29 protein-coding genes are annotated in these 26,390 nt (G+C 65.5%); 10 read left to right on the top strand and 19 right to left on the bottom strand.

Annotated features, from left to right (window positions below; genetic code table 11):
* Nucleotides 1-18 precede the first annotated feature (18 nt).
* The 4 genes from ACNSTU_RS03410 to ACNSTU_RS03395 all read left to right on the top strand — a co-directional run bounded on the left by ACNSTU_RS03410 (nucleotide 19) and on the right by ACNSTU_RS03395 (nucleotide 2,926).
* The gene (locus ACNSTU_RS03410) at nucleotides 19-1,035 is read left to right on the top strand and encodes a branched-chain amino acid ABC transporter permease (protein WP_290635049.1); all 1,017 of its coding nucleotides are present in this window, start codon (nucleotides 19-21) and stop codon (nucleotides 1,033-1,035) included.
* Entirely contained in the window at nucleotides 1,032-1,793 is a 762-nt protein-coding gene (locus ACNSTU_RS03405) for an ABC transporter ATP-binding protein (RefSeq protein WP_290637436.1), read from the top strand. Before ACNSTU_RS03410 ends, ACNSTU_RS03405 begins: the two co-directional genes overlap by 4 nt.
* An 80-nt stretch (nucleotides 1,794-1,873) precedes the next feature.
* Complete coding sequence (locus ACNSTU_RS03400) at nucleotides 1,874-2,611, top strand: ABC transporter ATP-binding protein (RefSeq protein ID WP_366213992.1); 738 nt, start codon at nucleotides 1,874-1,876, stop codon at nucleotides 2,609-2,611.
* A 45-nt stretch (nucleotides 2,612-2,656) separates the two neighbouring features.
* Nucleotides 2,657-2,926, top strand: coding sequence for a DUF6455 family protein (locus tag ACNSTU_RS03395; protein WP_290635043.1), 270 nt, complete (start codon nucleotides 2,657-2,659; stop codon nucleotides 2,924-2,926).
* Between the two features lie 39 nt (nucleotides 2,927-2,965).
* Here the strand turns inward: ACNSTU_RS03395 and ACNSTU_RS03390 are convergent, their stop codons facing one another.
* The 4 genes from ACNSTU_RS03390 to ACNSTU_RS03375 all read right to left on the bottom strand — a co-directional run bounded on the left by ACNSTU_RS03390 (nucleotide 2,966) and on the right by ACNSTU_RS03375 (nucleotide 5,010).
* The gene (locus ACNSTU_RS03390) at nucleotides 2,966-3,163 is read right to left on the bottom strand and encodes a hypothetical protein (protein WP_290635041.1); all 198 of its coding nucleotides are present in this window, start codon (nucleotides 3,161-3,163) and stop codon (nucleotides 2,966-2,968) included.
* 67 nt (nucleotides 3,164-3,230) lie between these two features.
* On the bottom strand, nucleotides 3,231-3,389 hold the full coding sequence (locus ACNSTU_RS03385; RefSeq protein WP_290635039.1) for a hypothetical protein: 159 nt from the start codon (nucleotides 3,387-3,389) through the stop codon (nucleotides 3,231-3,233).
* 45 nt (nucleotides 3,390-3,434) lie between these two features.
* Complete coding sequence (locus ACNSTU_RS03380) at nucleotides 3,435-4,256, bottom strand: hypothetical protein (protein WP_290635037.1); 822 nt, start codon at nucleotides 4,254-4,256, stop codon at nucleotides 3,435-3,437.
* Nucleotides 4,257-4,353: 97 nt separating this feature from the next.
* Entirely contained in the window at nucleotides 4,354-5,010 is a 657-nt protein-coding gene (locus ACNSTU_RS03375; protein ID WP_290637438.1) for a hypothetical protein, read from the bottom strand.
* Between the two features lie 166 nt (nucleotides 5,011-5,176).
* On the opposite strand from ACNSTU_RS03375, the gene trhA reads away from it, so the two are divergent.
* Nucleotides 5,177-5,860 (top strand): PAQR family membrane homeostasis protein TrhA, encoded by a 684-nt coding sequence (gene trhA, locus ACNSTU_RS03370; RefSeq protein ID WP_290632433.1) that lies wholly within the window; start codon nucleotides 5,177-5,179, stop codon nucleotides 5,858-5,860.
* 12 nt (nucleotides 5,861-5,872) lie between these two features.
* Nucleotides 5,873-6,643 (top strand): SDR family oxidoreductase, encoded by a 771-nt coding sequence (locus ACNSTU_RS03365; RefSeq protein WP_290632431.1) that lies wholly within the window; start codon nucleotides 5,873-5,875, stop codon nucleotides 6,641-6,643.
* Nucleotides 6,644-6,661: 18 nt separating this feature from the next.
* On the opposite strand, the gene ACNSTU_RS03360 is transcribed toward ACNSTU_RS03365, so the two are convergent.
* Nucleotides 6,662-7,081 (bottom strand): secondary thiamine-phosphate synthase enzyme YjbQ, encoded by a 420-nt coding sequence (locus ACNSTU_RS03360; protein WP_418212093.1) that lies wholly within the window; start codon nucleotides 7,079-7,081, stop codon nucleotides 6,662-6,664.
* Between the two features lie 51 nt (nucleotides 7,082-7,132).
* Between ACNSTU_RS03360 and ACNSTU_RS03355 the strand changes: the two genes are divergently transcribed.
* The gene (locus tag ACNSTU_RS03355; RefSeq protein ID WP_290632427.1) at nucleotides 7,133-7,273 is read left to right on the top strand and encodes a 30S ribosomal protein THX; all 141 of its coding nucleotides are present in this window, start codon (nucleotides 7,133-7,135) and stop codon (nucleotides 7,271-7,273) included.
* Nucleotides 7,274-7,319: 46 nt separating this feature from the next.
* Here ACNSTU_RS03355 and ACNSTU_RS03350 read toward each other — a convergent pair whose 3' ends face one another.
* The 4 genes from ACNSTU_RS03350 to ACNSTU_RS03335 all read right to left on the bottom strand — a co-directional run bounded on the left by ACNSTU_RS03350 (nucleotide 7,320) and on the right by ACNSTU_RS03335 (nucleotide 10,220).
* A complete protein-coding gene (locus ACNSTU_RS03350; protein ID WP_290632425.1) occupies nucleotides 7,320-7,889 on the bottom strand; it encodes a class I SAM-dependent methyltransferase in 570 nt (189 codons plus the stop codon).
* Complete coding sequence (locus tag ACNSTU_RS03345) at nucleotides 7,886-8,968, bottom strand: NAD(P)/FAD-dependent oxidoreductase (protein ID WP_290632423.1); 1,083 nt, start codon at nucleotides 8,966-8,968, stop codon at nucleotides 7,886-7,888. Before ACNSTU_RS03345 ends, ACNSTU_RS03350 begins: the two co-directional genes overlap by 4 nt.
* A gap of 126 nt (nucleotides 8,969-9,094) precedes the next feature.
* Nucleotides 9,095-9,703, bottom strand: coding sequence for an NAD(P)H:quinone oxidoreductase (gene wrbA / locus ACNSTU_RS03340; protein WP_418212092.1), 609 nt, complete (start codon nucleotides 9,701-9,703; stop codon nucleotides 9,095-9,097).
* A 73-nt stretch (nucleotides 9,704-9,776) separates the two neighbouring features.
* Nucleotides 9,777-10,220: a MarR family winged helix-turn-helix transcriptional regulator gene (locus ACNSTU_RS03335; protein ID WP_290635871.1), complete on the bottom strand. Its 444-nt coding sequence runs from the start codon at nucleotides 10,218-10,220 to the stop codon at nucleotides 9,777-9,779.
* A 103-nt stretch (nucleotides 10,221-10,323) separates the two neighbouring features.
* Between ACNSTU_RS03335 and ACNSTU_RS03330 the strand changes: the two genes are divergently transcribed.
* Complete coding sequence (locus ACNSTU_RS03330; protein WP_290637683.1) at nucleotides 10,324-10,707, top strand: DnaJ family domain-containing protein; 384 nt, start codon at nucleotides 10,324-10,326, stop codon at nucleotides 10,705-10,707.
* 33 nt (nucleotides 10,708-10,740) lie between these two features.
* Here the strand turns inward: ACNSTU_RS03330 and ACNSTU_RS03325 are convergent, their stop codons facing one another.
* The 10 genes from ACNSTU_RS03325 to ACNSTU_RS03280 all read right to left on the bottom strand — a co-directional run bounded on the left by ACNSTU_RS03325 (nucleotide 10,741) and on the right by ACNSTU_RS03280 (nucleotide 24,573).
* Nucleotides 10,741-13,539: a hypothetical protein gene (locus tag ACNSTU_RS03325; RefSeq protein ID WP_418212091.1), complete on the bottom strand. Its 2,799-nt coding sequence runs from the start codon at nucleotides 13,537-13,539 to the stop codon at nucleotides 10,741-10,743.
* Between the two features lie 51 nt (nucleotides 13,540-13,590).
* Nucleotides 13,591-14,358 carry an alpha/beta fold hydrolase gene (locus ACNSTU_RS03320; RefSeq protein ID WP_290633288.1) on the bottom strand — a complete coding sequence of 256 codons (768 nt, stop codon included), beginning with the start codon at nucleotides 14,356-14,358 and terminating at the stop codon, nucleotides 13,591-13,593.
* A 70-nt stretch (nucleotides 14,359-14,428) separates the two neighbouring features.
* Nucleotides 14,429-15,226: an SIR2 family NAD-dependent protein deacylase gene (locus ACNSTU_RS03315; RefSeq protein ID WP_290637689.1), complete on the bottom strand. Its 798-nt coding sequence runs from the start codon at nucleotides 15,224-15,226 to the stop codon at nucleotides 14,429-14,431.
* A 77-nt stretch (nucleotides 15,227-15,303) separates the two neighbouring features.
* Nucleotides 15,304-16,371, bottom strand: coding sequence for a PA0069 family radical SAM protein (locus ACNSTU_RS03310; RefSeq protein ID WP_290637691.1), 1,068 nt, complete (start codon nucleotides 16,369-16,371; stop codon nucleotides 15,304-15,306).
* A 73-nt stretch (nucleotides 16,372-16,444) separates the two neighbouring features.
* On the bottom strand, nucleotides 16,445-17,854 hold the full coding sequence (locus ACNSTU_RS03305) for a M20 family metallopeptidase (RefSeq protein ID WP_290637693.1): 1,410 nt from the start codon (nucleotides 17,852-17,854) through the stop codon (nucleotides 16,445-16,447).
* 121 nt (nucleotides 17,855-17,975) lie between these two features.
* Nucleotides 17,976-18,677, bottom strand: coding sequence for a spermine synthase (locus ACNSTU_RS03300; RefSeq protein WP_418212090.1), 702 nt, complete (start codon nucleotides 18,675-18,677; stop codon nucleotides 17,976-17,978).
* A 70-nt stretch (nucleotides 18,678-18,747) separates the two neighbouring features.
* Complete coding sequence (gene cydC, locus ACNSTU_RS03295) at nucleotides 18,748-20,424, bottom strand: thiol reductant ABC exporter subunit CydC (RefSeq protein ID WP_290637697.1); 1,677 nt, start codon at nucleotides 20,422-20,424, stop codon at nucleotides 18,748-18,750.
* Nucleotides 20,417-22,135, bottom strand: coding sequence for a thiol reductant ABC exporter subunit CydD (cydD, locus tag ACNSTU_RS03290; RefSeq protein ID WP_290637699.1), 1,719 nt, complete (start codon nucleotides 22,133-22,135; stop codon nucleotides 20,417-20,419). The genes cydC and cydD overlap by 8 nt, the downstream gene beginning before the upstream one ends.
* A 15-nt stretch (nucleotides 22,136-22,150) precedes the next feature.
* Nucleotides 22,151-23,161: a cytochrome d ubiquinol oxidase subunit II gene (gene cydB, locus ACNSTU_RS03285; RefSeq protein ID WP_290634080.1), complete on the bottom strand. Its 1,011-nt coding sequence runs from the start codon at nucleotides 23,159-23,161 to the stop codon at nucleotides 22,151-22,153.
* A gap of 5 nt (nucleotides 23,162-23,166) precedes the next feature.
* Nucleotides 23,167-24,573: a cytochrome ubiquinol oxidase subunit I gene (locus ACNSTU_RS03280; protein WP_290634082.1), complete on the bottom strand. Its 1,407-nt coding sequence runs from the start codon at nucleotides 24,571-24,573 to the stop codon at nucleotides 23,167-23,169.
* A gap of 237 nt (nucleotides 24,574-24,810) precedes the next feature.
* Between ACNSTU_RS03280 and ACNSTU_RS03275 the strand changes: the two genes are divergently transcribed.
* Both ACNSTU_RS03275 and ACNSTU_RS03270 read left to right on the top strand, forming a co-directional pair.
* Nucleotides 24,811-25,407, top strand: coding sequence for a QsdR family transcriptional regulator (locus ACNSTU_RS03275; RefSeq protein WP_418212089.1), 597 nt, complete (start codon nucleotides 24,811-24,813; stop codon nucleotides 25,405-25,407).
* A gap of 122 nt (nucleotides 25,408-25,529) precedes the next feature.
* Entirely contained in the window at nucleotides 25,530-26,378 is an 849-nt protein-coding gene (locus tag ACNSTU_RS03270) for an AAA family ATPase (RefSeq protein ID WP_290634086.1), read from the top strand.
* The last annotated feature ends 12 nt before the right edge of the window (nucleotides 26,379-26,390 follow it).

Below are 26,390 nucleotides of genomic sequence, written 5' to 3'. Positions count from 1 at the left end.
CCCGGGGAGTCATCTACGATGAGTGCCAACAGTGTGGAAACAACCGGTGACGCGGTCGCCCTCGCTCCGGGGGCCCGGGTACAGACCTGGAAGGACGTGGTGTTCTCGGCCCGCTACGGTGGTTTCGCTGCCCTGGTGGTGGCGCTGCTGATCACCCCGCTGTTCATTGACGGACTGTACCAGTTCGACATGGCCATTCTGGTGCTGATCAACGCCACCGTGGTCATCGCCCTGAACCTGCTGGTGGGGTATGCCGGACAGGTGAGTCTGGGACACGCTGCCTTCTTTGGTCTCGGCGGCTACGGGACGGCGATTCTCGCCACGCAACACGACTGGCCGGCGCTGCTTGCGCTGGCGGCGGGCGTGGGGCTGGTGGTGCTGATTGCTGCGGTCATGGCGCGGCCGATCCTGCGGCTCAAGGGGTATTACCTGGCCATGGCGACGCTGGGCCTCGGCATGATCATCTATCTGATTCTGACGCAGGAGTCCTGGCTCACCGGTGGACCGGACGGCATGAGTGTCGCCCCCCTGGAGGTCTTCGGGTACACGGTCTTTGATGAACTGGTGTGGTACTGGGTTCTCGCCGCCATTCTGGTGCTGATGTACTGGATCGCAGTCAATATCACCGACTCCCCGGTTGGCCGTGCCTTGCGCGCTCTGCACGGGTCCGAGGTGGCGGCTGACAATTCCGGTATCAACGTGAACCACTACAAATCCCTGGTGTTCGTGCTCTCGGCCGGGGTCGCCGCTCTCATGGGCGGGCTGTACGCCTTCTACTCGGGGTTCATCACGCCCAGCCAGGCAGGATTCATGCACTCCATCGAGCTGGTCGTCATGGTTGTCCTGGGGGGCATGGCATCGCTTGTCGGAGCGGTGGTGGGTGCTTTGCTGCTGACCCTGCTCCCCCAGTACCTGGTGGTCTTTGCCGAGTACGAGTGGCTCATGTACGGCCTGGTGCTGATGCTGGTGATGATCTTCATGCCGAAGGGGCTGGTGCCCACGCTGCACGGCCTGATCCGGAGGGTGCTGGGATGAGCATGCTGAAAGTCGAATCAATGACGAAGAAGTTCGGCGGCCTGCGGGCCATCGAGAATCTCTCGTTCGAAGTCAGTCGCGGTGGCGTGCATTCGGTGATCGGGCCCAACGGGGCGGGAAAGACGACCCTGTTCAACCTGATCACCGGGGTATACCAGCCCACGACAGGGCGGGTGCTCCTCGGCGGCCAGGACCTGTCTGGAATGCCGGTTCACAGGAGAGCGGCACTCGGGATGAGTCGTACGTTCCAGAACCTGCAGCTATGCCTGAACATGACGGCCCGTGAGAACGTCATGCTCGGGGCCCACCTGGGGCTTCCGACAAGCTTCGTGTCCTCAATGCTACGGTTGCCGCACATGCGGCGCGCCGACAAACGATGCCGGGAGCGGGCGGCCGAACTCATGGAGTACGTGGGGTTGGGCCAGTATGTGCATCACGAGACGACGGCGATGCCCTACGGCGCACTGAAGCGCCTGGAAATTGCACGGGCGCTGGCCGCGGACCCGGAGCTACTGCTGCTGGATGAGCCGGCCGCCGGTCTGAATGCCAACGAGACGGCGGCCATCGAGAAGCTGATTCACAACCTCAACAAAGATGGCGTGACTGTCGTTCTGGTGGAACATGACATGAAACTGGTCATGAATATCTCCTCGCATATCGTCGTTCTCAATTACGGCGAAAAGCTTGCCGAGGGCACTGCGCAGGAAATCCGTAACCACCCTGACGTGATTGCTGCATACCTTGGTGCGGCGGCGTGATCGGAACAGGAGCAGTAACGGCCATGACAATGATGAACGCGAGTGCCGTGGCGGATATCCGCGGCGAGGCTGAGACCGGTATGACGAGTGACAGTGCCAACGTGGCTCCGGCAGTTCTGGAGATTTCCGGGATCAGCACGTTCTATGGTCCTGTTCAGGCGCTGGATGCGATCAGCCTCGAAGTGTCGGAAGGGCATCTGGTGGCCCTGGTGGGCGCCAACGGCGCGGGCAAGAGCACGCTGTTGCGGACCATCTCCGGGCTGGAGAGTCCGCGTGACGGTTCGATCCGGTTTCGCGGGCAGGACATCACCCAGCAGACGCCGGCGCGACGCGTGAAGGCGGGCATCGCCCAGGTACCGGAAGGGCGACAGGTGTTCGGACCCATGTCCGTGGAAGACAATCTCATGCTTGGGGCCTACACCCGCTCCCGCCGGGAGCCCCTGGCCGAGGATCTGGAGGCGGTGTATCAACAGTTCCCCGTCCTGAAGGAAAAGCGAAAGCTCCCGGCAGGAACCCTGTCCGGAGGCCAGCAGCAGATGCTCGTGATTGGCCGTGCATTGATGGCGAAACCGAAGCTTCTACTTCTGGATGAGCCGAGCATGGGGTTGGCGCCGCTGCTTGTGGAAGAGATCTTTGCGACGATTGCCCGCCTGCGAAGCGAGGGGATTACCGTATTTCTTGTGGAACAGAACGCCTCTCTGGCTCTGGGTATTGCCGATTATGCCTATGTTCTCGAGACCGGCTCCGTTGTCATGGAAGGCAAAGGGCAGGCGCTCCTCAATGACGAAAATGTACAGAAGGCATACCTCGGCATCTGAGCTGAGAAGATTGGTAAACCGAGTGCTGCTGGCTGCGGAGGCATCATGACAAGTCATACCGACGGCGGCGAACTGGCGCGTGCCGACCAGCGTGCAATGCTGATGGAGCGCATGTGGGAGGCGGTATCAGGAGGGACCGTTCCACCAGCGGAGAGCGATAGCCTGACCCCTGAGGCCGATATTGCCTTTCAGCGATGCCTCCGCTGTACCCGCGCCGGTTCGTGCCGTCGCTGGCTGGACGGCCGATACCCCGATACGGGGTACCGGGAGTTCTGTCCTAATGCGGGGCTCTTCGAGCGGATGAGCGATCGCTGAGCCGTGTCCACCCAACCCGGCATGGAGTCGAGGAGGCGGTCAGTGCCCCCCGTCCGGCCGGCACACGATCTCGGCGATCTCCAGTTCGCTCCCATGCGACGCGTGTTCGTCGAGAAACGAACGGGTGACTGCGTCGCTTGCGGCGTCACCATCCGGGGCGTTGAGTTCGCGCACGAAGTGGTGCATGGCGCCGGACTCGGGATCGCGGTACTCCACGGTACAGACGAAGTGCGTCATGATGTCGACCTCCGGTTGCGGACAAGACGCTGGCCTCTGTCACTTAGCGTAGCAGGGCCAGGGCGCCTTAGCGCCCCGCGGGTTCGGCCTGGTCATCAGTTGCATAGAGACTGTGGCTCAGCCAGGTCTCCAGGCGGTCAAGAGCGTGGTGGAGTTCCCGGGAAGCTGCTTCGAGCTCCTGGAGGAGGTGATGGCTGCGTCCCTGGTTGCGATCTGACTCGGTCATGATCCCGCTCCCTATTGCTGTCCGTGGTCGCCGTAGGTGGGGCAATTATCCTGTGCTGCTTCCGGCGGGAATGCAACCGGAAGCCTCCAGCTCGCATTCGATGGCCGCGGCGTCCATGAGTTCCAGCAGAACACGGCGGCTGACGCGGTTGATCCGTGGTGAGCAACGTTGATCCTGCGGAATGTCGAGGTGCGTCTCCAGGGCCGTCATCAGACGCCCCATTCGGCGCAGAGGCCGCAGCAGCAGCCGGAACAGCGCCTGGCTGATTCCGTCCATTGCAAAGCCGTTCTTGACCGCCCAGGCCGCCGCCGCCCGGGCATGCCATTCGCTGGAGCGCAGCAGGCTCTGGATCCGTTTCATGTTTGCCCGTAGCGCTGAGCGGGACGCCTGGTTCCCGCCAGGCTCCCCCAGTGCGTCCACCAGGCCATCCACTGCCCGGGCGAGTTCCCGCTGGTTCTCCACCAGACAGCGCATGCTGTGGCCGGTGCGCTCCCGACGCCTGTCGCGGAATGCCTGCTCGATGGATGGCTGAAACAGCGCCCCCTGGGCCACCACCGTCGGAACGCGGCGACCCTGAGAGGCGCCACGGTCGTACCAGACCAACGCGTCCACGGCGGTGCGCGGGTGGCATGATTCGGGGGGCAGGGCGGTCAGACCTTCCAGTACTGCCTCGGCAGCAAGTGGGGCATCCTCCGTGTGCAGCGGGTCAAGAGTACGGCCGAGGGCGAAGTTCAGGACAATGGCGAGTTCGTCGGCTTCCAGGTAGCCCGGGCGCAGGCGGAACATGCGCGCAATCTGCTCGCCGTGTTCGGCGGCAATCGCACGCAGGCGCTCCCAGTAAAGTACTTCCCGACGGCTGTCGTCCACGCGCCCTCCTGGGTGCCTGTCGCGGGCACTTGATCCGCAACCGGTTACACCCGGCGTCTCTTATAGGGGACACTTTAGCCGAAAGCGGTGGGCGCGCCTACCAGCGCAGGGCGGCTGTGGCGTGCCCGGGGGTGACGGCCGTCACATACTGGAAACGCAAGCGTGCATTGCCCACCGTGATGGCGCCACCGCCGCCATGATACAGCGCGCCGCTGAACGTGGTTGGTTGCGTCCAGAGCTGGAGGCCGGACACGAGCATGCCCAGTGCGGCATTCCGGATGCCGTCAGCCGGGCGGTCGTCGGCAAATGCGATGATTCCCCCGGCGGTGACGTTCACCAGGGCGGGTCCGGTGAGTGCGCCCGGGCGCCGGCGGTGCTGCTCTTCCAGGGCGCTGATCCGCAGCGTGTAGCGTGCGCGGTGCAGTGCGTCCGGTTCGCGGTCCCGGCGCGCTGAGAGTTCCGCAATCCGCTCGCGGGCGACGCCATGGGGGGGCGGGTTCAGGGCCAGCGTGCCCAGGGCGAGCACGGATTTCACGCTGTTGATGCGGGCATCAAAGCGCGTCGCCGCGGAGTTGCTCTCGCTCGCCTGGTACAGGCTGTAGCCGAGGTTGGCGCCGTGGAACGCGCTCCAGCCCGCAGTCCAGTACCAAGCATGGTGGGCACCGGCGTCGGCGGTCGCCTCCAGCTCATGCCAGGCCGTTTGAGTCGACGAGGCCACCGTCCCGGGGGAAGCCAGGATCAGTAGAAGGGCCATCACGACTGCAATCGGTCTCGCGGGGCGGTGCGTGATCAAACAGGCATCTCCCTGCCGTTGCGAGTGGGGCGGCTGAACCGGCGCGGCAAAACCGGGAAAGCCGTGTTAGCGTACTGGAACGGCTGATGTCCGCGCCAGCGGGCGAGAGTTCTCGAAAGGGGGGGCGGTGACCCGGATAACACGCGTTTATTCCCGTGCCGAGCAGTGGATGGACCGGATCGTGCACTGGTGCGGGATCACAGGAGCCGTGGTCGGTGTTGTCGCCATGATGATCGTGGCCGGTGTCGTCGCTCATGGCGATGCGCTGCTGTGGGCCAGCCTCGTGGTCTACAGCGTCGGGCTGGTGGGCATGCTCGGCTGCTCCGCCCTGTGCAATCACGACCTCACGGACAGCTCCCACTGGGCCGGTCTGTTCCAGCGCCTGGATCACGCCGGTATCCTGCTCATGATCGCGGCCACGTACACGCCCCTGACGTTGCACGTGATGGGCGGGACAACCGGCTGGATCCTGTTCGCGTTCGTTTGGTTGATCGCATTGACCGGGATGGCCATCCGCCTGTTCCGACGCGAACCGCTCAAGCCCCGCAGCTCGCTGGCCCTGTATCTGGTCCTGGGCTGGAGCGTGGTGTTCGCGTTACAGCCGCTGGTCTCCTCGGCGTCGCTGGTGGTTCTGGTGCTCATTCTCGTCGGTGGTGGTCTCTACAGCGTGGGTGTGCCGTTCTATCTGTGGAAACGGCTGCCGTTCCATAACGCCATCTGGCACGCCTTCGTGGTTGCCGCCGCGGCCTGCCACTATGCGGCAGTCCTGATCGGTGTCGCCCTGACCGGCGGCGTCGCCAGCAGTAGCTGAAGGTCAGCAAAGATGTTCCAACGGTTTCCGGATGGCTTTCACGCACTCATCCAGGGTGCCAGCCGGGGTATTGGCCTGGAGTGCGTTCGCCAGTTGCTCGCCGAGCCGCGGGTGGGGCGGGTGTACGCCACATCGCGTCGCCCGGAGCGAGCGGAAGCGCTGCAGGCGCTGGCGGACGAACACCCCGAGCGACTGGTGGTGCTGCGGTTGGATGTGACCGACGAGGCCAGCATCGAGGATGCTGCTGCCACCGTGGCGGCGCGCAGCCCGCGTCTGCATCTGCTGTTCAACGTCGCCGGGCTTCTCCATGACGAGCACGGGATGGTCCCGGAGAAGCGGCTGAATGACGTCCGACTGGAGAACCTGGAGAAGAGTTTCCGGGTGAACGCATTCGGCCCGCTGCTGGTCGCCCGGGCCTTCGCGCAACTCCTGTGCCACCGCGAGCATGCGGTACTGGCGAACATGTCCGCGCGTGTGGGCAGCATCGGCGACAACGGCCTGGGCGGCTGGTACGCCTATCGCGGCGCCAAGGCGGCCCAGAACATGTTCACCCGCGGGATTTCCGTTGAGCTGGGGCGGCGCTCCCGCGCCCTGGTCTGCGTCGCCCTGCACCCGGGGACCACCGACACCGCCTTGTCGGAGCCGTTTCAGGCGCGCGTGCCGGAGGGCAAGCTGTTCACCACCGAGTACACGGTATCGCGGCTGTTCACCGTGATCGACGGGCTGACCCCGGAGGCGTCGGGCAGTTTTCTTGCCTGGGACGGTCAGCCGATCCCTTGGTAGATGTTCGCGCGGGGCGGATCACTCGCCCTGAAGCGTGATGGTCAGTTCCCGCCGGTGCGGTCTGTGGCGGTGCTCCCACAGGTAGACGCCCTGCCAGGTTCCGAGGTGGAGTCGTCCGTCACTCACGGGGATGGTGAGGTCGGTCTGGGTGAGTGCGCTGCGCACATGCGCGGGCATGTCGTCTGGCCCTTCCATGTCATGCTCGAACAACGGATCGCCGTCCGGCACCAGTCTCGCGAATAGCCGCTCCAGGTCGCGTTGAACCGATGGGTCGGCGTTCTCCTGAATCAGCAGCGATGCGCTGGTATGCCGGATGAACACATGGCAAAGGGCGGTGCGATACCCGCTATGGGTAACCAGTCGGGTCAGCTCACCGGTGAGGTCGGTGAGTCCGCGGCCTGACGTGTTGATGACGAGAGCGTGCTGCTGCATGGCCACCGTTGCCTTTGTGTTTGTGAAGCAGGAATCTTACCATTGCGGATTGTATTCGTGACTTCAACCAAGGAGAGCATCATGGCTCGAGGCGATCAGCGCAGCCGCCGCGGCAAGATCTGGCGTGGAACCAACGGCAAAACCCGCCCGAAAGCATCCAAGATCCGTCGTCAGCGGCGCCTGGAAGCAGGCAAGTAAAGTCCCCGCAGACGCTGATTGATCGCGAATGCCGGTGTTCGGGCCGTCATTCGCGGTCAATCACGAACAGGCGGGGTGCCTGATCGGGCGTTCCCGGCGGGCGCACCTCCCTCACACCGAATGGCGAGCCAAGAGCGTTCGCCCACTCCTCAACGGCACTGGCTTCCAGCCTGCCTCCGGAGTGCCCAACGTAAGCAAGAATCGTCAGCCGACCGCTCGGTGCCAGCAACGTTGTCGCCTGGCGGAGCGCGGGAATGGTCGTGGCAGCACTGGTGATGCGGCTGCGATCGCCTCCGGGAAGGTAGCCCAGGTTGAAGGTAACGGCCGCCACGCGGCCCTGGTGCTCGTGACCGAGCAGTTCCAGAAGGCTGGCGTGGTCGCCCCGGATGAGTCGCACACGCTCAAGCAGACCGCCTTGCTGCAGCCGGCGCCGTGCCTGTTCCAGTGCCGCCTCCTGGATGTCCAGGGCGTAGACCCGCCCGCCGGCCCCGACGCTCCGGGCGAGGAAGGCGGTGTCGTGGCCGTTGCCCGCGGTCGCGTCCACGGCGACCGCCCCATCGCTGAGTATCGGTTCCAGCAGCTCGTGGACCAGCGCGGTGAGGGGGCGTCGTTTCATCGGGTTGGCAGTCCGGAAAGGTGCGCCACGTCGACGTGGTCCGGGAGAGGTGTGCCATCCACAATGCGCTCGGCCAGTCGCCGTGCGAGCCAGGGGGCGTGGAGGGTGCCGCGGGAGCCGAGTCCGTTGAGGATGCCGATCCGGGGCGCAGCCGGGTGGAATCCGGTAAAGGGGTTGCCCGTCCGGGAGCCCGGCCGGATGCCGGTACGGGCACCGACGACGCGGGCCGTCGGGTCGCCGTCCGTGAGGCCTGGCAAGGCGTCGAGAAGCGTCCGTTGCGCCTCGCCGGTGGGGGCGCCGGCCTGCGATGCGTGGTCGTAGGTCGAGCCGATGCGGTAACGTCCAGGCGCCATTGGCACGAGCGATTTGCCCCCCGTCACGATGACCCGCGGCCAGGTGTCGGGTCGCGCCGGTTCCACGTCCACCGTCTCGCCGCGCGACGCACGCCAGGGCAGCCCCCGCCACCACGGGTTGGCGAATGCCGCGGCGCCGTCGCAGAACACAACCACATCGGCGCGCAGCCCCCGCCATTCCAGAGCGCCCCCGGTCGGCCCCGTCATGGCCGGGGCGGTCAGTTGCTCCGGGATCAGGCTTTCGCGCTCCATGAACCAGTGGCGCAGGCCGGAGAGCAGCGTCTCCATGTCGACCTGGCCACCGCCGTCGATCCGGGTAGCGCCCAGCGGGGCTCGCATTCCTTCCGGCAGCCCGTTGTGCTGAACGGGGCTGATCAGTTCCCGCCCAGGGCGCTCGTGGCGACGTCGTTCAATGTCGGTCAGTTCCGGTTGCCGCTGCACGATACGCCAGATCGGTTGCGGGTGGTAGACCGTGACGCCGATGGTCCTGGCGATGCTCTGGTAGGTGCTGTGGCATTCCGCGAGCATGGCATCAAGCTCTCCCGGTGCCTTGTAGCGGCGGCCCGTATACGGGCTGAGAATGCCTGCAGCGGCGCGACTGGCCGTGCCGTCAGGCGCCCCGGGGTCGGCAATGCAGACATCCAGGCCTCGGGCCATCAGGTGGTAAGCCAGCAGCGAACCGGCGATCCCCTGACCGGCAATGAGAACATCCAGGTGGCGTGGCATCCGGCGCCGTCCGCGAGGTTGCTGAGGAGAAAGGCGGGCCTTCACGCGGAAGGTCCGCGTCATGATACCGGATCGGGAGGGGTAGGACGAAGGGTGCCGGCACGGCGCCGACACCCTCCTGCAGGGTCAGCCCTGAAGCTTCAGGCCGATGCGCGCGAGCCGTGCACCCAGCGCGCGGCAGATGGCCGATTCTTCATTGTCGATGGCGCGGTCATTGTTGCCACCGGCGATGTGCCCCGGGCCGTAAGGTGAGCCACCGCCCTGTGTTACGAACAGTTCCTGCGTGGAGTAGGGGACACCCACGGGGATCATGCCCAGATGCATGAGCGGGCCGAGGCTGGACGTGATGGTCGCCTCCTGGCCACCGTGGAGGCTGGCGGTGGAGACGAACATGCCGGCCGGCTTGTCCTCGAACACCCCTTCCATCCACAGCGCGCTGACCTGGTCGATCCGGTTCTTCAGCTGGGCGGCCATGTTGCCGAAACGCGTGGGCGTTCCGAGCGCAATGGCACCGGCTTCGCGGAAGTCATCATCGGTGACAAGCGGGATGTCTTTCTGCCTCTCGCGACCTGCCTTCATGCCGTCGTTGCCCTGGATGACCTCGTCGGGCATCAGCTCCGGCACGGTGCGGATCACCGCCTCGGCGCCGGGCACGCTTTCCACGCCTTCGGCGACCAGGCGGGCCATGTCGAGAACGTTGCCGAACGTGCTGTAGTAGACAATGAGTACTTTCATGTGGTGACACCTCTGCGTCGTTAGTCCGAAAATGGACAAAAAAGACGTAAAATCACGCCGCCCGTGCGGCGCCTTACCTGAAGACCCTGCGCAACGTCCGCAGCGCCTCGATGCTCGCTTTCATCTCTTCATCCGACAGCTGATCCAGCCGCTGGCGCAGGTATTCGCTGTGCTTCGGAAATGCGGAGCGGAACAGCGCGTCGCCCGCATCCGTCAGCACGGCAATGGTGCTGCGGCGGTCTTCCAGCGACGGCTGCCGCTGAACCAGCCCCTGGGACTCCAGCCGGTCCACGACGCTGGTGAGCGTGGTCTTGTAGATCAGCGTCCGCTCACCAAGCTCCTTGAACGTCATGCCCTCGGTATTGCCCAGGGTTGCGATCACGTCGAACTGGGCCGGCGTGAGCCCCAGCGACTTGATATGAGGGAGGGAGTACCCTTCGAACGCCTGGTACGCTTCCACCAGCTCACGCAGAAGCTGCATGTACAGGGGCTTGTCGGGGGATGCGATGTCATTCATGGGTGGCCTCCAGTTCTTACGAGCAATGATAGTCCTAATTCGGACTAATGCAAGCGTGGCAGCTTCCTGGCTATGATGACGGCATCACCCGGAGACCGTAGTCATGCATCTGCTTGATCAGTTGGCGGAACAGCGCATCGCCGAAGCGCGCGAACGCGGGGAATTGAGTAACCTGGCGGGTGAAGGGGCCCGCCAGGTGCTCGATGACGATTCGCTGGTGCCGGAGCACCTGCGCGCAGCCTATCGTGTATTGCGGAATGCCGGGTATCTGCCGCCGGAAGTCCAGACCCTGCGCGATATCGAACGGGTGGAAGACCTGCTTGCGCAGTTGCCACTGGATGACGCGCCGGAGCGCGACCGCGCACAGCGCCGGCTGCAGTTGCTGCGCATGAAGCTTCAGGAAGGGAGGCGGGGCGGCGCCCTCTGGACCGAGACCGCCTATCACCAGCGTTTGCTGGCGCGCCTGGATGACAACGAATCCCGGTAACGGGCCGGCGCGCCGCCGGCCCGGCTGCGGGGGTCAGAGGTCCTTGGCCACCAGGCCGAAGAAGGTGCCTGCAAACAGTGCAAACCCGGTCCAGACAATGATATGGCCCATGGCCATGGAGCCGTGGACCACTTCCGCGGTGCCCGAGAGCAGAAGCCAGAGGCCACCGGTCGCGGCCAGGGTGTAAATCAGGCACGCCAGCAGGAACACCAGCACGCGACCGAGCTGTTTCATCCAGTAGGTGCCAGCTGCCTGGCTGTTGTCACGGCGCACCTTGCGCCGCAGGTTGGCAAGCAGGTAGACAGCCGTGCCAGTGGCCCCGATCAAGAACGTTGCCGCGATTCCGGCCATGTCGCCGGCTTCAGCCATTGCCCGCCATGCGTCGCCGAAGTCGAGCATGAGAATGGCCCCGATGAGCAGGCCGATCCACACGGCGGTGAAATGGCCGAGGAACGCCATCAGGCCGGAGCCGGTCCCCTCGGGGCCTCCGGCGTTGCGTGCGGCGGCAATGCCCTCCAGCGGCCGCAATCGGTCGAAGTGCCAGCGGCGAAGCCGTAATCCGAGGTCCGGGTCCTCCAGACGCGCGCGCAGCGTCGCGAAGACCGGATCTTCCATCAGCAGTTTGACGTCCATGGTGGCCCCGCGGGCCATGGCCATCTCGATCTGCTCACGCCAGTAACTGGCAACGGCCTCGACGATGACCGGATCGGCCTTGTCGTCCAGTCCTTCCGCGGCCCAGTGAAGCAGGGCGATCGGCGTACTGGTCTGATCCCGGAGGCAGTTCCAGACTTCCAGCAGCAGCGGGCTGCGCAGCGCGGCCGGGAGCTCGCCGGGAATGCTTGCCAGGGCGTCGGACCAGTGCTCGGGCGTGTCCTCGTAGCGCGCGGCCATACGGGCAACGGCGTCCAGCCCCTGCAGCCAGAGCCGGGACTGCCTGCGGACCGCCTCACAGGCGTGGGTGAGCCAGGTTGCCTCCGGGCGCGGGAGCAGCGGCGTGAGCAGGCCGGCCACGGCGTCGAGCCGTTCGTCCAGACTGGCAACCGCTTCCCGGGCCCGATGGCGCCGGCGCCAGGCGTCCGGGGCGAGCAGGTCAGGCAGCAGCAGGAGATCGCGCTGAATGGCGTCCAGCTCCGGCTCGGGGTTTTGCTGGCGCTCCGCCGGTGGTCCGAGGTACCGGAGCAGACCGATGACCGTGCCGGTCGGCGCTCCGACCGTTGCCCCGGAGGGGCCCAGCAGCGAGACCAGCGTACGGATGGCCTCGCCGGGGACGCCCGGCTGCTCGGCAAGAGATCGGAGGTTCTCCAGAACGGGCGCCCGATGACCATCCGTGGAGTCCAGGCCGGGTACCATGGTGTCATCGTTCTCTGACGCCAGTGCCTGGCACCACTGTGCGAGCGGAAAGCTCTGGCCGTCAGGGGTGGCGTAGGTGCGGTTCTGAACCACGCTGTAGAGCCGCCTGAAGAAGGCCGGGGCGGGCTGTCGGGCTGTCAGACGCAGCAGGAACCGCGCGGGGTCCCATCCGCGCGCGTTGTGAATCAGGGTGCGGAACCGGTGCTCCAGCACGTCTGCCAGCTTGTCGCCACCACCACTGTCGCGGCGGACCAGCTGCTCCTGCAGGGGAAGGTCCTTGATGTTGTGCAGGGTGCGGGCGTCCAGAAGCGTCTCGGGGGCGATGCCCTCCCACTCGGTAACCCGCAGCACCCATGGCACGCTCAGCCCGCTGCCACTGGCGGTGACTCCCGGGAATGCGGCAACGCGCTCCGGGGAGAGCGGAACTGCGATATCCAGGTCCACGATCAGGAACAGCGCCAGAGCGCGGTCCCGTGACGGGTGTCGACGCCAGCTTACCGATGATTCGACCATCTCCGCCAGGGTCTTCAACAGCGCCTGACCGCAACTCTCCACCGGCGACGCGCCGATATGGCCGGCGCGCTCCTGCCATGCGCGCTCGATTTCCGCCGCATAACGGCTGAGCCCCGAATACTCCCGCGGTTCCACGGTGAGCAGCGGGGTGCTGTTCGGGAAGTGGCGGCGGCACCAGGTGGCGAATCGCAGCCTGCACCAGCGGCGGTCCGCCTCCGACACGGAGTTCGGCCACGCGGAACTGAGCTCCTGCAGGGCGTCGGGGTGCGCCCCGGCCACCCGGTACAGTTCATCCAGAGCGATCAGGCGGCGTGAGCCATCCCCGACCGGATCCTCGCCGGGGGCGGCGACGACCAGCCGGTCCAGGGCGCTACGCCACGCCCCGGTGCACCCCGGCACCTGTGTCGGAATGCCGTAGGCGCGAATGGCGAACAGTAGTTCGGTCCAGCGCCGCCAGACCATCCGCCCGGCGCCCGGGGCGGGGAGGTCGTGCAGCAGTTGCTCGGCGGCTTCGGGCAAACCCTCGATGTCCATGGTGGCCAGCAGGCGTGCCACGGCGTTCAGGAGCACGGCGGCGTCTGCCGGGTCACTGGGCAGACCCTCGGCAACCTGTTCCGGCGTCAGGGGGGGCGGGCCGCGCCAGTCGGCCGGCTGCGACGCCCAATTGCTGACCTGAGCGAGCAGGATTCGGCGGGTACTGCGCTGCCCGTTGAGTTCATGGACATCTTCAAGATCAACTCGGCGCTTGTGGGCGTAGGTGTACAGGGAGCGATTGGCCGCATCCTCCATGAGGGCGCGACGGCCCAGGGCCAACGCGGCGGGCTGGTAGATGCCGGGGTCGGACGCCCGGAACAGGAACAGCAGCCGCTCCAGCTCGCGTGAATGGAGCTCCGAAACCGATTCCAGAGCCTGCAGTTCATCAAGCAGAGAAAGGCGCACCACATCGCCGTGTTGATCTGGGACTATCATTGTTTTCCTTGTAATCTGCTGGTTCTGTCGTTTCCACCCGACACCACCCTATCAACTGTCAACCCGGCGTCCCACGAATTCGCTCACAAGTCGGGTGATTTCTCCAGGCTGTTCCAGTGGAAGCATGTGTCCGGCCGGCGCCACGACTGCGAGCCGTGCGTCCGGAATGCGGTCTTCCAGGAACTGTGCGTATTTCAGCGGTGTGAGATGGTCGATGTCACCGCTGATGACCAGCGCGGGAATGGCGATTTCGCCGAGTTCGTCGGTAACGTCGAACCGGTCACATGCGGTGTAGTCCCGCAGCATGACATCCGGCGACACGTCACGGCGGCGGGTGGCTTCCGCGTCGATCAGCGCCTGCGGCGCCACCGGGGAGAAGCTCACATGGCACTGGCGTTCCACCGCTGACTCCGGATCGGTGCGGTAGAGCGCAAAGGTTTCGTCCGGGACACGGAGCCGGCACCCGGTGCAGGCTAGGATCAGAGAATCAAGCCAGCGCGGTTCGTCCAGGGCGATCCTCAGTGCGATGGCGCCACCCATGGAGTGGCCGAGCAGGATGACACGGCGCAGCCCGAGCTCTGCCACGAATGCTTCCACCACCTCCGCGTAGGCGCTGACGGAGTCCCGGGCGTGACCTCCGGAGCGGCCGTGCCCCGGCAGGTCCAGGACATACGTATTGCATGAGGCGAGGTCACCCAGCCCGCGCGGCCAGAGGGTGTGGTCGCCCCCGGCACCATGGATGCAGACGAGGTCAAGGGGGGCATCTTCATCATGGACCGTGTAATGGAGGGACTCGCCGGCGATGGTGACGTAGGGCATTGCTGGTTCTCCCGGTAGGGCTGGCGTTACGCTGTCGTGCAATCTGCAGCGCACGTATGGGCGCGCGGCTTCAACCGTGGCCGTGGGCGCTCTGGAACCGTCCCCAGAGCGCGTCCAGAACATTGGCGGCACGATCCGGCAGCTGGAAATCCACGGTCTCCGAGATCTCCGTACGCGACGGGTTGATCTCTATGGTCATCGCGCCATGTTCCCGGGCCGAGAGTACCGGTTCGACAATATAGGGAAAGACGCTGGTCGTGCCGATGCTCATGACCACGTCAAAGCCGGCGGCAGTCTCTTCCGCGAGGTGGTCCAGCGCCTGGAATGGCAGCATCTCGCCGAAAAGCACCACATCCGGGCGAATGAGTTCGCCGCACCGCAGGCAGGCCGGCGGGAGCTGCAACCGGGAGAAATCTTCGACCCGTTTGACGCGGTCGCAGCCGGTGCAGCGGAGCGTGTGAACATTGCCGTGCATCTCGATGACGTTACGGCTGCCCGCGTCATGATGGAAACCGTCGACATTCTGGGTCAGCACGCAGGCGTGGGGCAGGGTGTCTTCCATGGCCGCCAGGACATCGTGCCCGCGGTTGCAGCTGGCGCCACGCGTGGCGGCCTCGATGCGGGCGATGTGTTTCCAGGTGAGCTCGGGGCGGCGCCGGAACATGTCGCCGGACAGCGCGACTTCGAAGGGAATGCCTTCATCGGTGATGCCGTCATCATAGATGCCGCCGACGCCGCGGTAGGTGGGCAGGCCGGAATCCGCGGACAGGCCGGCGCCGGTGATGAAGAGCACACGATTCGCGGTCGCCAGGCGCTCGGCGATGGTGTCGAGGTGTTCGAAGGCGTCACTGTTGTTGGGTGCCACCATGGCCGGACCCCATACCGCTTGTTTGCATTGGTTTAGCATAGACGCCCGACGCCGGTACAGGCCACATCGCGGGACGGTCAGTCAGGAAAGAGTGAACGCTGGGGCGTGTCGGGCACGGGAGGGCGGAAAGAGTGGGTGTTCAATGGCACGCCGTTGCGCCGTTCGAGGCCATGGCGGCGCAGGGCCCGACGGAAGCGTTGTTCCAGCAGATCGGACCACGGCCCCTTGCCTCGCATGCGGTGCCCGAAGCAGGCGTCGTACGCCCGTCCGCCATGGGCCTGGCGCAGCAGGCTCATCACATGCTCGGCCCGGCCAGGGGCATGCTCCTCCAGCCAGCGCTGAAACAGGGGCTGAACTTCCCTTGGCAGGCGCAGCAGGACGTAGCCCGCTTCCTGAACTCCGGCGCCCGCGGCCGATTCGACGAGTGACTCCAGTTCGTGATCCGTGAGTGCGGGGATGACCGGGGCGATCAGCGCTCCAGTGGGGACGCCGCGCTCCCGCAGCGCGCGGATGACGCGCAGGCGCGTGCCCGGGGAAGCGGCACGTGGTTCGAGGGCTCGTTTCAGCCCGGAATCCAGTGATGTCAGGCTGACCATGACAGAGACCAGGTTGTCCGTGGCCAGCGATTCGAGCAGGTCCAGATCCCGAAGAATGCCGCCCCCCTTGGTGATGAGGCTGACTGGGTGGCGGCATGTCTCCAGGACCTCCAGCAGCGAACGGGTCACCCGCCATTGACGCTCGATCGGCTGGTACGGGTCCGTGTTGGTGCCGAGAACGATGGGCTGGCAGCGGTAACCCGGACGGGCCAGCTCCGCCCGCAGGCGTTCGGCGGCATTGGTCTTGACGGTGAGCCGCGTCTCGAAGTCCAGCCCTGGGGAGAGGTCGATGTAGGCGTGGCTCGGGCGGGCAAAGCAGTAGATGCACCCGTGTTCACAGCCACGGTACGGGTTGATCGACTGCTCGAAGGGAACGTCCGGCGACCGGTTGCGGGTGATGATCGACCGCGCCTGCTCGGTGGTGCAAATGGTGTCAGGCGCGCTCTGCTCAGCGGCATCGAGATTGGGCCAGCCGTCGTCGACAGAATCGGTCTTGCGATGCGAGAAGCGATTGGCGATGCGCTGGTCCGTGCCGCGACCCTTGAGCATGGTGCACCTCGCAGAATGGAACGCCCTGGCGAGCGCCCATTATGCGACAGAAAGGTGTATAAATAAACAGTACTCAGCCGTGCTCGGCATGCGCCGCGATAATACGGGCCACGCAGGTGGTGAGGTTCCTCGCCGTCGGGACGTGCAGGAACTCATCCGGGCCGTGCGCGTTGGACTGCGGGCCCAGGACACCGGTGATGACGAACTGCGCCTTCGGGAAGGCATCGCTCAACAGGGCCATCAGCGGGATCGTGCCGCCTTCACCCATGAACATCGCCGGTGCACCGAAGGTGTCTTCCGATGCCGCCTCCATGGTGTCCGCCAGCCAGTCGTCGAGCGGGGGCGCATGCCAGCCGCTGGCGGCCTGGTCGGGTGTGAACGTGACCTTTGCGTTGTTCGGCGGGTTGTTCTCCAGGAGTGTCTTCAGTCGCTGGGTGGCATCCTCACCATCCACCGTGGGCGGCAGGCGCAGGGCCAGCTTCATGGCGGTGTAGGGCCGCAGAACGTTGCCGGCCTCCGCGATGGGCGGCAGCCCGTCGGTACCGGTGACTTCCAGCGCGGGCCGCCAGCTCCTGTTGAGAACCAGTTCGGTGAGGTCCTCCTCTTCGGGGAGTACACCGTCGGCAAACGGAAATCGGTCACGCAGTGTCGCGCCGATGACCATCGCGGCTTCCCGGGCCTGGGTCCGCCGCTCATCCGGGATGGTGGCGTTGAAATGGCCGGGGACGATGCGGCCGTCGACGGAATCCTCCAGGCGCTCGAGCAGGTGCCGGGCAACGCGGAACGAGGAGGGCACGACACCACCGGCGTCTCCCGAGTGCACACCCTGGGTCAGCGTCTCCACCGTCAGCGTTCCCGCGGCCATGCCGCGCAGGGAGGTGGTGCACCACATCTGCTCGTAGTTGCCGCAGCCGGAGTCCAGGCACAGCACCAGGTCGGGTTGGCCGATCCGGTCCCGGAGGTGGTCGATGTAGTGGGGCAGGTCGTAGCTGCCGCTCTCCTCGCAGGTCTCGATCAGCACGATGCAGCGTGCATGCGGGGCACCCTGTTCATGCACCGCGCGTACCGCCGCCACCGATGCGTAGACGGCATAGCCGTCGTCGGCGCTGCCGCGCCCGTACAAACGGTCATGGATGTAGACGGGGGTCCACGGACCGTAGCCATCACTCCATCCGGAGACTTCCGGCTGCTTGTCCAGATGCCCGTACAGCAGCACGGTTCCGTCGGCCGTGCCCGGCACATCCACCAGCAGTAACGGCGTGCGCCCGGGGAGGCGGATCACCTCGATGGTTGCGCTTGCCGGCGCTGCCTCGCGACACCAGCGCTCCGCATGGGCCACTGCCGCATCCAGGTGCCCGTTGCTGGCCCAGTCCGGATCGAAGGCCGGGGATTTCGCCGGGATACGAATGAAGTCCTTGAGCTCGTCCAGGATCGTGTCCTGCCACTGAGCGTCGACGAAGTCTTTCAGTGCCGTGTAGTCCACGTAGGGTCTCCCTTGACCGGATCTGTAGTGCGTTGCGGTGGGCGGGTCGCGCCGCTCTGTGTCCCGCAAGCGTGATTCTAAACACACCAGGCTCTCGGCACACGGGGCGGGCCGGATTCGCTCACCGCCGGGCCGGGTAGCGGGCGTGCGCGAAAATCCATTGTTCGTGATAGGAAGGGACGACTACCGGGTAATCGGCAACGGCGGTGAAATGGCGGCTCAGCGCGTCGTGGATTTCCCGCCGGAGCTGTGGCTGATGCTCGCTGCAGCACTGCATGGTGAGCATCCCCTCGGGCTGCAGGCTGGCCGCAATGCGGCCGACGATCTCCTCGATGAACTCCAGGCGGGACTGGTTCGCCCGAACCGGCTCCATGGTCAGATCGTAGACGATGCCGTCGTAGCCCCTGGCGTCGTCGAGCCATGCGAATGCATCGCCGACCACCACGCGGGCGTTGGTCGCGGTGAACGCGTCCTCGCACAGTCCTGGGAAATAGCGCTGCGCCAGCTCCAGCACCTTGCCATCGATATCCACCAGCGTCGCGTCGTGCACGCCGCCGTGTACCGCCGCCTTGAGCACGCCGCCGTCGCCCCCGCCGAGGATGAGCACGCGCCCCGTGAGGCCAGCCTGCACCAGCGGGTCGATCATGGCGCGGTTGTACGCGTGATCCGATTCGGCGATCTGGAGATCATCGTCCAGGTACAGGACGTGGCCGTAGTCCGGGTCGTGGGCGACCACGATGTGCTGATACTCGGAGTGCATGTCCTCGATAATCCGCTGGCCGCGCGTGATGTACTCGGGCGGTACGGGGCGCTGGTTGGACAACGTGGCCATCCTCCTGTGCGGTGCAGGGCCTGCCGACGGGTTCGAGCCCGGGTCAGAGGTATGGAGTATATCAAACGCCGGGTTCGAGTCGCCCGTTGCTCAGCTGAAGGTGGAGGAAAGTGGTTGGCAGCAGTTCTGGTGCGTGGGTGACCACGACCATGGCGCGCTCCGCCGGGTCGTTGTGCGCCAGGCGCTCCATCACGGCGAGGGCACTGTCCCGGTCGAGTCCGCGCACGGGCTCGTCCAGCAGTAGCACGGGTGCCGGCCGGAGCAGTGTTCTGGCCAGAGTCAGGCGTCGTGCTTCGCCGCCGGAGAGTTGTCGTCCCGCCTCACCGAGCCAGGTCTCAAGCCCCTGTGGCAACTCGGCGACAGTCTGGTCCAGGCACGCCATCCACAGCGCGTGCCAGAGGGACTGTTGCGAGGCCTCCGGGGCGGCCATGCGCAGATTGTCCGCCACGGTGCCGTTGAAGACCATCGTCCGTTGGGGCATCCATGCGGCCCGCTGGCCGATGGCCTCCGGAGACATTGCGGCAATCGGAGTCCCGCCGACTTCGATAGTGCCGCTATCCGGTGACAGGGCCCCGGTAATCAGCTGCAGCAGGGTGCTCTTGCCGGTGCCACTCGGCCCGGTAATCGCGAAGCGGTCGCCAGGCCGGACCGTCAACGCAATGCCGTCAAGAATCGGGGTGGTGCCGGGGTGGTGCCTGTAGTGCACGTCGGCCATGACCACCGTGCCGTCGCCGGGCCCACTCTCTCCCCGGTGCGGCAATGGCGCATCTGGAGCAGCACCAGCGACCCGGCGCGCGGCTGCGCGAACATGGGCCAGAGCCTGGGTTGCCATTGGCAGCGGCGTCACGAGCTCGGCAAGCGCGAGGGTTCCGAGCAACACCAACCCGAAGCCGGGCCCGGTGAGGGCGCCGGACTGGACGAGGGGAATTGCCAGCACGGCTGCCGCCCAGACGCTGACGAATGTCGCCAGGTTGCCGCCAGCCTGGGTCAGCCCGGACAGTCGGGACAGTGTACGGTTGGCGCGCTCATGGTCCCTGGAGAGTTCACCCTGATGGTGGAGTGCGTCGGGTTCACGGCCGTAGATCCGCAGTTCGGCGGCGCCACGCAGGGACAGCACCAGGTGATCGCGCAGGTGCCCGGACAGGATGACGACCTGCTCCCCGGGCCGTTTCGTCAGCCGCAGACCGAGCAGGGCGGCAGCGATCGCGGTGGCCCCGAGGATCAAGGCAACGGCCGTGGCCGCCGGCGGTGCGAACAGGGCCAGCACCGCCGCGGCGATGATCAGTCCGATCGCGGCCACGGCGACCGGGGCCAGCAGCCGCAGGTAGAACTGGTCCAGGCGGTCCACGTCGGCCGTCAGCCGGGCCAGGGTGTCGCCGCTACGAAGAGACGCCAGGCCCTGCAGGTCGAGCTGCATCAACCGCCGGAACATCCATATGCGCAGGTCGGCAAGCAGGCGGAACACGGCCTCATGGGTGACGAGGCGCTCACCGTAACGGCTGACGGCCCGGCCGACGGCGAAGAAGCGGATTCCGGCTCCCGGTCGGTAGATGTCCAGCATCACCGTGCTGCCTGCCGCCATCGCAATGCCTGCCAGCCCCGTGGCGGTGATGAACCAGCCCGAGAGCGCGAGCAGGCCGAAGCTGGCCAGCGTTGCCATGAGCATGAGCACTGCACCGGCGAGCAACCAGGGCCATCGCGGCGCGTGCAGGCGGAGCAGGGGGCGGAATTCATCCATCGGCGCGGCTCCCGTTCCGGGTCAGCGCAATCACCTGGTGGGCCCACGGATAATCGTCGGGGGTGTGGGTGGCAACGATGATTGTCGCCCCCCGCTCGGATTCGCCTCGCAGCGCGTCCGTGATGATTGCCGTGGTGTCCGGATCGAGGCTCGCGGTGGGCTCGTCCACAAGCAGCACCGGTGCCTGGCGAAGCAGAGCGCGGGCGAGTGCCACGCGCTGCCCCTCACCGCCCGAAATGCCGCTGCCGTGTTCGCCAACGCGTGTCTCAAGGCCATCGGGCAAATGCGCCAACACGCGCTCCAGGCCCGCACGGTGGAGGGCATCGCGGATGCGGGGCTCGTCTTCGGCGCTTGTTTCATCGAGCAGCAGGTTTTCCCGCAACGTGCCCGGGAACAGGTGAGGCACCTGGGCCAGCCAGCCGAGCTGGCCCTGCCAGGCACTCAGGTCGATTCTCTCCAATGGTGTGCCGTTCACCGTCAGTACACCGTCTTCGATGCGCCGAAAGCCGGCGATTGCGTGCAGGAGGGTGGATTTGCCGACGCCGGAGGGCCCGGTCAGCACCACCGTCTCTCCGGGGTTAATGGTCAGGTTGACGGGCTTCAGCATATGTTCGCCGCCGTCGCCCACCACCGTGACGCCATGGAGAACGAATTCCGGCGGTGCGGTCGGCGGCGGGGTCGAGCCGGCTACCGGCATGGGTGACCGGATGTCCGTCAGTGCGCGGAGCTCGGCTGCTGCGCCCAGGGCGGCGGCACGGTCGTGGTAGTGCTGGGCGAGCTGCCGTAACGGCTGAAAGAACTCCGGTGCCAGGAGCAGCACGAACAGCCCGCTGAACAACGTGAGTTCCGGGGCCGGGCCAAACGAGATGTACCCGAGCAGCCCCATGCCCACGTATACGGCGACCATGGCGATGGCGACGGAGCTGAAGAACTCCAGCACGGCAGAGGAGAGGAAAGCGATCCGCAGCACCGCCATGGTGCGGCGTCGGTAATCATCGCCCACTCGTGCGAGGTGATCCGCTTCTGCCTCCGCGCGGCCCATGTGGCGAAGCAGGTCGAGCCCGTGGAGGCGGTCAAGGAAATGGCCGCCCAGTCGTGCCAGGGCCTGGTGCTGGCTGCGGCTGACCGCGTCTGCGCCCATGCCCACGATCGCCATGAATGCTGGAATCAGCGGTGCTGCCAAAAACAGCAGCAGGCCGGCAAGCCAGTCCAGCGCGAACACGGTGGCGAGCAGGACAACCGGCACGGCGACGGTGATGATCAGTTGCGGCTGGTAACGCGATACATAGGGGCCAAGCGCACTGATCTGGTCGATGGCCGCGGAAGCGAGCCCGCCTGTCGGGTGGCGGGCGAGTCCGGACGGCCCGAGCTGGAACAGGTGGCTGACCACTTCGCGGCGCGTACGCTCGTGAACCCGGCACGCCGCATCGGCCGCCGCCCATTCCTGCGCAGCGGTGCAACCCGCCCGGGCAAGAAAGGTCAGCAGGAGCGCAGCGAGCAGCCCGGCAACCTCGCCGAGGCCGGCGCCGGCGGCCGTCACCTCATGCACCAGCCAGGCGATCAGTCCGGCCTGGGGAATGACCAGCCAGCCGCCAATGGTGCCGGCCAGTGTGCTGACCCGGCGCGGGGCTCCCGCAAGAGCGGCCCGCGCCGCCAGCCACTGTTTGTCCGCCTTTGCCGCGTCTCTGCTGTTCGGGGGCGTGGCAGTCACGCTGTCCTCATGGCGTTAGTGATAGCCCACCGAATCCTTGGTGACTTTGCCGCGGAACACCCAGTACGTCCACGTGGTGTAACCGAGAATGATCGGCAGGGTGAACAGCACGCCCAGCAGCAGGAAAAGCTGGGATTCCGGCGCCGAGGCCGCGTCCCAGAGCGTGATGTCCGGCTGGATCACGTTCGGCCAGAGGCTGATGGCGAGGCCGGTGTAGCTGAGGATGTACAACCCGAGCGCACAGAAGAACGGCAGGAAGTCATTGCGCTGGTGCAGAGCACGGTAGAACAGCAGCGCGATACCCGCGGTAACAATCGGCACCGGTGCGAAATAGAACAGATTCGGCAGCGAGAACCAGCGCTGCGCGATGGCGTCGTGCATCAGCGGTGTCCAGACGCTGACCACCGCCACCGCGAGCAGCGTGATCAGCAGCAGGCGGTCGGCAATGCTGTAGGCCCACTCGCGTACATCGCCAATCGTTTTCATGATAATCCAGGCGCAGCCGATGAGTGCATAACCGGCTATCAGGCCGAACCCGGTCATGATGCTGAACGGTGTAAGCCAGTCGAACATGCCGCCAACATAGGTTCCGTCCTGAACCTCGAACCCCTGAATGAACGCACCCAGGATGATGCCCTGGGTGAATGCGGCCAGGGTGGAGCCCACGTTGAAGGAGATATCCCAGAGCCACTTCGAGCGCTTTGCCTTGAAACGGAACTCGAAGGCGACACCGCGGAATATCAGCGCCACCAGCATGAACAACACCGGCAGGTACAGCGCCGGCAGCAGGATGGAGTAGACCATCGGGAAGGCGCCGAGCAGCCCGGCGCCGCCCAGCACCAGCCAAGTCTCGTTGCCGTCCCATACCGGCGCCACTGTGTTCATGATGGTATCGCGGGCCTCTTCCCCCGGTGCAAAGGGGAAGAGAATGCCCACGCCCAGGTCGAAGCCGTCCATGAGCACGTACATGAACACGCCAACCGCGATGATCAGCGCCCAGATCAGTGTCAGGTCGATTGTATCCATTGCAGTTACTCCTGCGTATCCAGGGCTTCGTCCGCAGCCGACATGGGCCGCGCAGGCCGGCGCCGGTATTCAGCATGCACGTCACGGACGCTCGCGTCTTCCTTGTCCGGTCCCGCCTGGACAAGCTTGAGGATGTAGTACGCACCGGCAGCGAAGACGACCGCGTAGACGGCGATGTAGACCAGCAGCGACGTGAGCGCCGCGCCACCCGTGAGCGCCGGGGTCAGCCCGTCTTCGACACGCATCATGCCGTGCACCACCCATGGGAATCGCCCTGTCTCCGTGGTGAGCCAGCCGGCAAGCACGGCGATGAAACTCATGGGCATCATGGCGACACAGACCCGGTGGAACCAGCTCGCGTCGTAGAGCCGTCCGCGCCAGCGCAGGAACAGGCTCGCCGCCACCACGGCAACCATCAGAAAGCCGATGGCCACCATGACCCGGAAGGACCAGAACACCACGCCTACCACGGGGCGGTCTTCCGGCGCCCAGTCCTTCAGGCCCGGCACCTCGCCTGCGGGGTCGTGCTTGAGGATGACGCTCGCCAGGCTGGGAATGCCGATCTCGAAGTGGTTGGTCTCCTGTTCGGCGTCCGGAATGGCAAACAGCAGCAGCGGCACGTTGCCGCGGGTCTCCCAGTTCCCCTCCATGGCCGCGACCTTCTCCGGCTGGTGTTCCAGCGTGTTGAGGCCGTGAAGGTCGCCCATGATCACCTGGGCGGGGGCCAGCACCGCCAGCAGCCAGAGCGTCATGGAGAACATGATCTTCGCGGACTCGGTCGCCTTGCGCCGGAGCAGGTACCAGGCGCTCACACCCACTACGAAGAAGCCGGTGGTGAGGAAGGCGGCGAGGACCATGTGCGCGAACCGGACATGGAACGAGGGGTTGAAGATCGCCTCGAACCAGCTGGTGACGTGGAACACGCCATCGATCATCTCCACGCCGGCCGGTGTTTGCATCCAGCTGTTCGCGGAAAGAATCCAGAACGACGAAATGAACGTGCCGATGGCCACCATGCAGGCGGCGAACAGATGCGCGCCCTGGGGCACCTTGCTGCGCCCGAACAGCAGCACACCTAGGAAGGTCGCTTCGAGGAAGAATGCGGTGACCACTTCGTAGCTCAGCACCGGCCCCATGAAGTTGGCGGACGCATAGGAGAACGCACTCCAGTTGGTGCCGAACTGGAACGACATCACGATCCCGGAGACCACCCCCATGCCGAACGAAACGGCGAAGATCTTGATCCAGAACTTCGACAGCCGGAGATAGACCGGGTTGTTGGTCTTGAAGTACAACCCCTCCAGTACCGCAATGTAGGAGGCGAGGCCGATGGTGAAAGCGGGAAAAATAATGTGCCAGGACACCACGAAGGCGAACTGGATGCGAGACAACAACAGCGGATCAAGATCCATGACTGGCTCCCCAGGTTCCAGGCCGACGAGCGGCCCCAGATTAGTTCACTACACATTCTCGCGCCAGCGGCGTTGCTCGCACCGCACCCGCGGACCCCGTCACGACTCTTTGGCCTGTCATGGTCCGCAACCCTGCCCGCTTCGTTGACCGCGACGATGGCGAATGGTTCGCTGCCGAGGTGTCGCGCTATTTTTTGATATGGTGCTCCGCACAATCGTACGAAAGACGGACAGCGAATGACAACGGGTACAGGGCAGGCGGGCACGGGCAGTCCCGGGGTATCTGCGGAGCCGCGGCAGGCAGAGATTCTGCGGCAGGCACGAACCATGTTCCTGGCGCATGAGCGGCTGGATATCGGCGAGATCGCCACTCGGCTCGGGTTGAGCCGGATTACCATCTATCGCCATATGGGCAACCGCGAGCATCTGGTGTCGGAGGTGTTGTGGTCCCTGAGTCGCGACACCCTGACCAGGGCACGGCAGGACGCCCAGGCGTCGGGCGAGCCGGATTTTATCGGTACCTACCGTCGTTACAACCGGTATCTCGGGCAGTCGGAGGCGTTCCTCCAGTTTCTTCGGGATGAGTCGGCCTTCGCGCTGCGCCTGCTCACGCGTCCCGACGGCATGGTACGGGTTCGGCTCATGGCGGCACTACAGGGGCTGCTGGAAAAGGACGTCCGCGAGAATGGCCGACACCTGCATCTGGATACGCAGACCCTGGCCTACGTCATTGTGTGTATCGGCGAGTCGTATCTCTATCCGCTTATCGCCATGCACAATGAGCCGGATCTGGACCGGGCCACGGAGGTGGTGGGGCTGTTGCTGCGGCCATGATCGGCGTCCAGGGGCAGTCATGTTAAACTTCGCGGCCATTGGCGGGCGCGCCGTTTCGGGTGTGCCTTCGGATTCATCGACAGACTCCGCGGTGCCCATGCGCCGCGGTCGGGAAGGACAGCATGCAATTCAAGGGTACTGATTCCTACGTTGCCACTGGCGATCTGACCATGGCGGTGAACGCCGCATCGGCGCTGCAGCGCCCGTTGCTGATCAAGGGCGAGCCGGGCACCGGCAAGACCCTGCTGGCCGAGCAGGTGGCCAGCGGTCTCGGGCTGCCGTTTTTCGAATGGCACGTGAAGTCCACCACCAAGGCGCAGCAGGGGCTGTACGAGTACGACGCCGTGTCGCGCCTGCGCGATTCGCAGTTGGGCGACGACCGCGTCCACGACATCGCCAACTACATCGTCAAGGGCCCGCTGTGGCACTGTTTCGAGTCGGACACCCAGCCGGTGCTGCTCATCGACGAGATCGACAAGGCGGACATCGAGTTCCCCAACGACCTGCTCCGGGAACTGGACCGCATGGAGTTCTACGTCTACGAGACCCAGCAGATGGTGCGCACGAAACACCGCCCCATCATCGTCATTACCAGCAACAATGAAAAAGAGCTCCCGGACGCCTTCCTGCGCCGGTGCTTTTTCCACTACATCAACTTTCCCGACAAGGAGACCATGGCGCAGATCGTCGATGTCCATTTCCCGGGCATCAAGAAGGATCTGCTCAAGGAAGCCATGGAGCTCTTCTTCGAGCTGCGCGACGTGCCGGGGCTGAAGAAAAAGCCATCCACTTCCGAGCTGCTGGACTGGCTGAAACTGCTCATGGCCGAGGACGTGGATGCGTCCACGCTGCGGGAGAACACCAAGCACAAGATGCTGCCCCCGCTGCATGGCGCGCTGCTCAAGAACGAGCAGGACGTGCATCTGTTCGAGCGCCTGATGTTCATGTCCCGGCGCAACAAATCCAACTGAGCCGATCCCGTC

It is taken from the genome of Aquisalimonas sp. APHAB1-3 (assembly GCF_048323695.1).
Lineage (GTDB): Bacteria > Pseudomonadota > Gammaproteobacteria > Nitrococcales > Aquisalimonadaceae > Aquisalimonas.
Note: the sequence above shows the minus strand (reverse complement) of the source record. Positions and strands in the feature narration are given on the sequence as shown.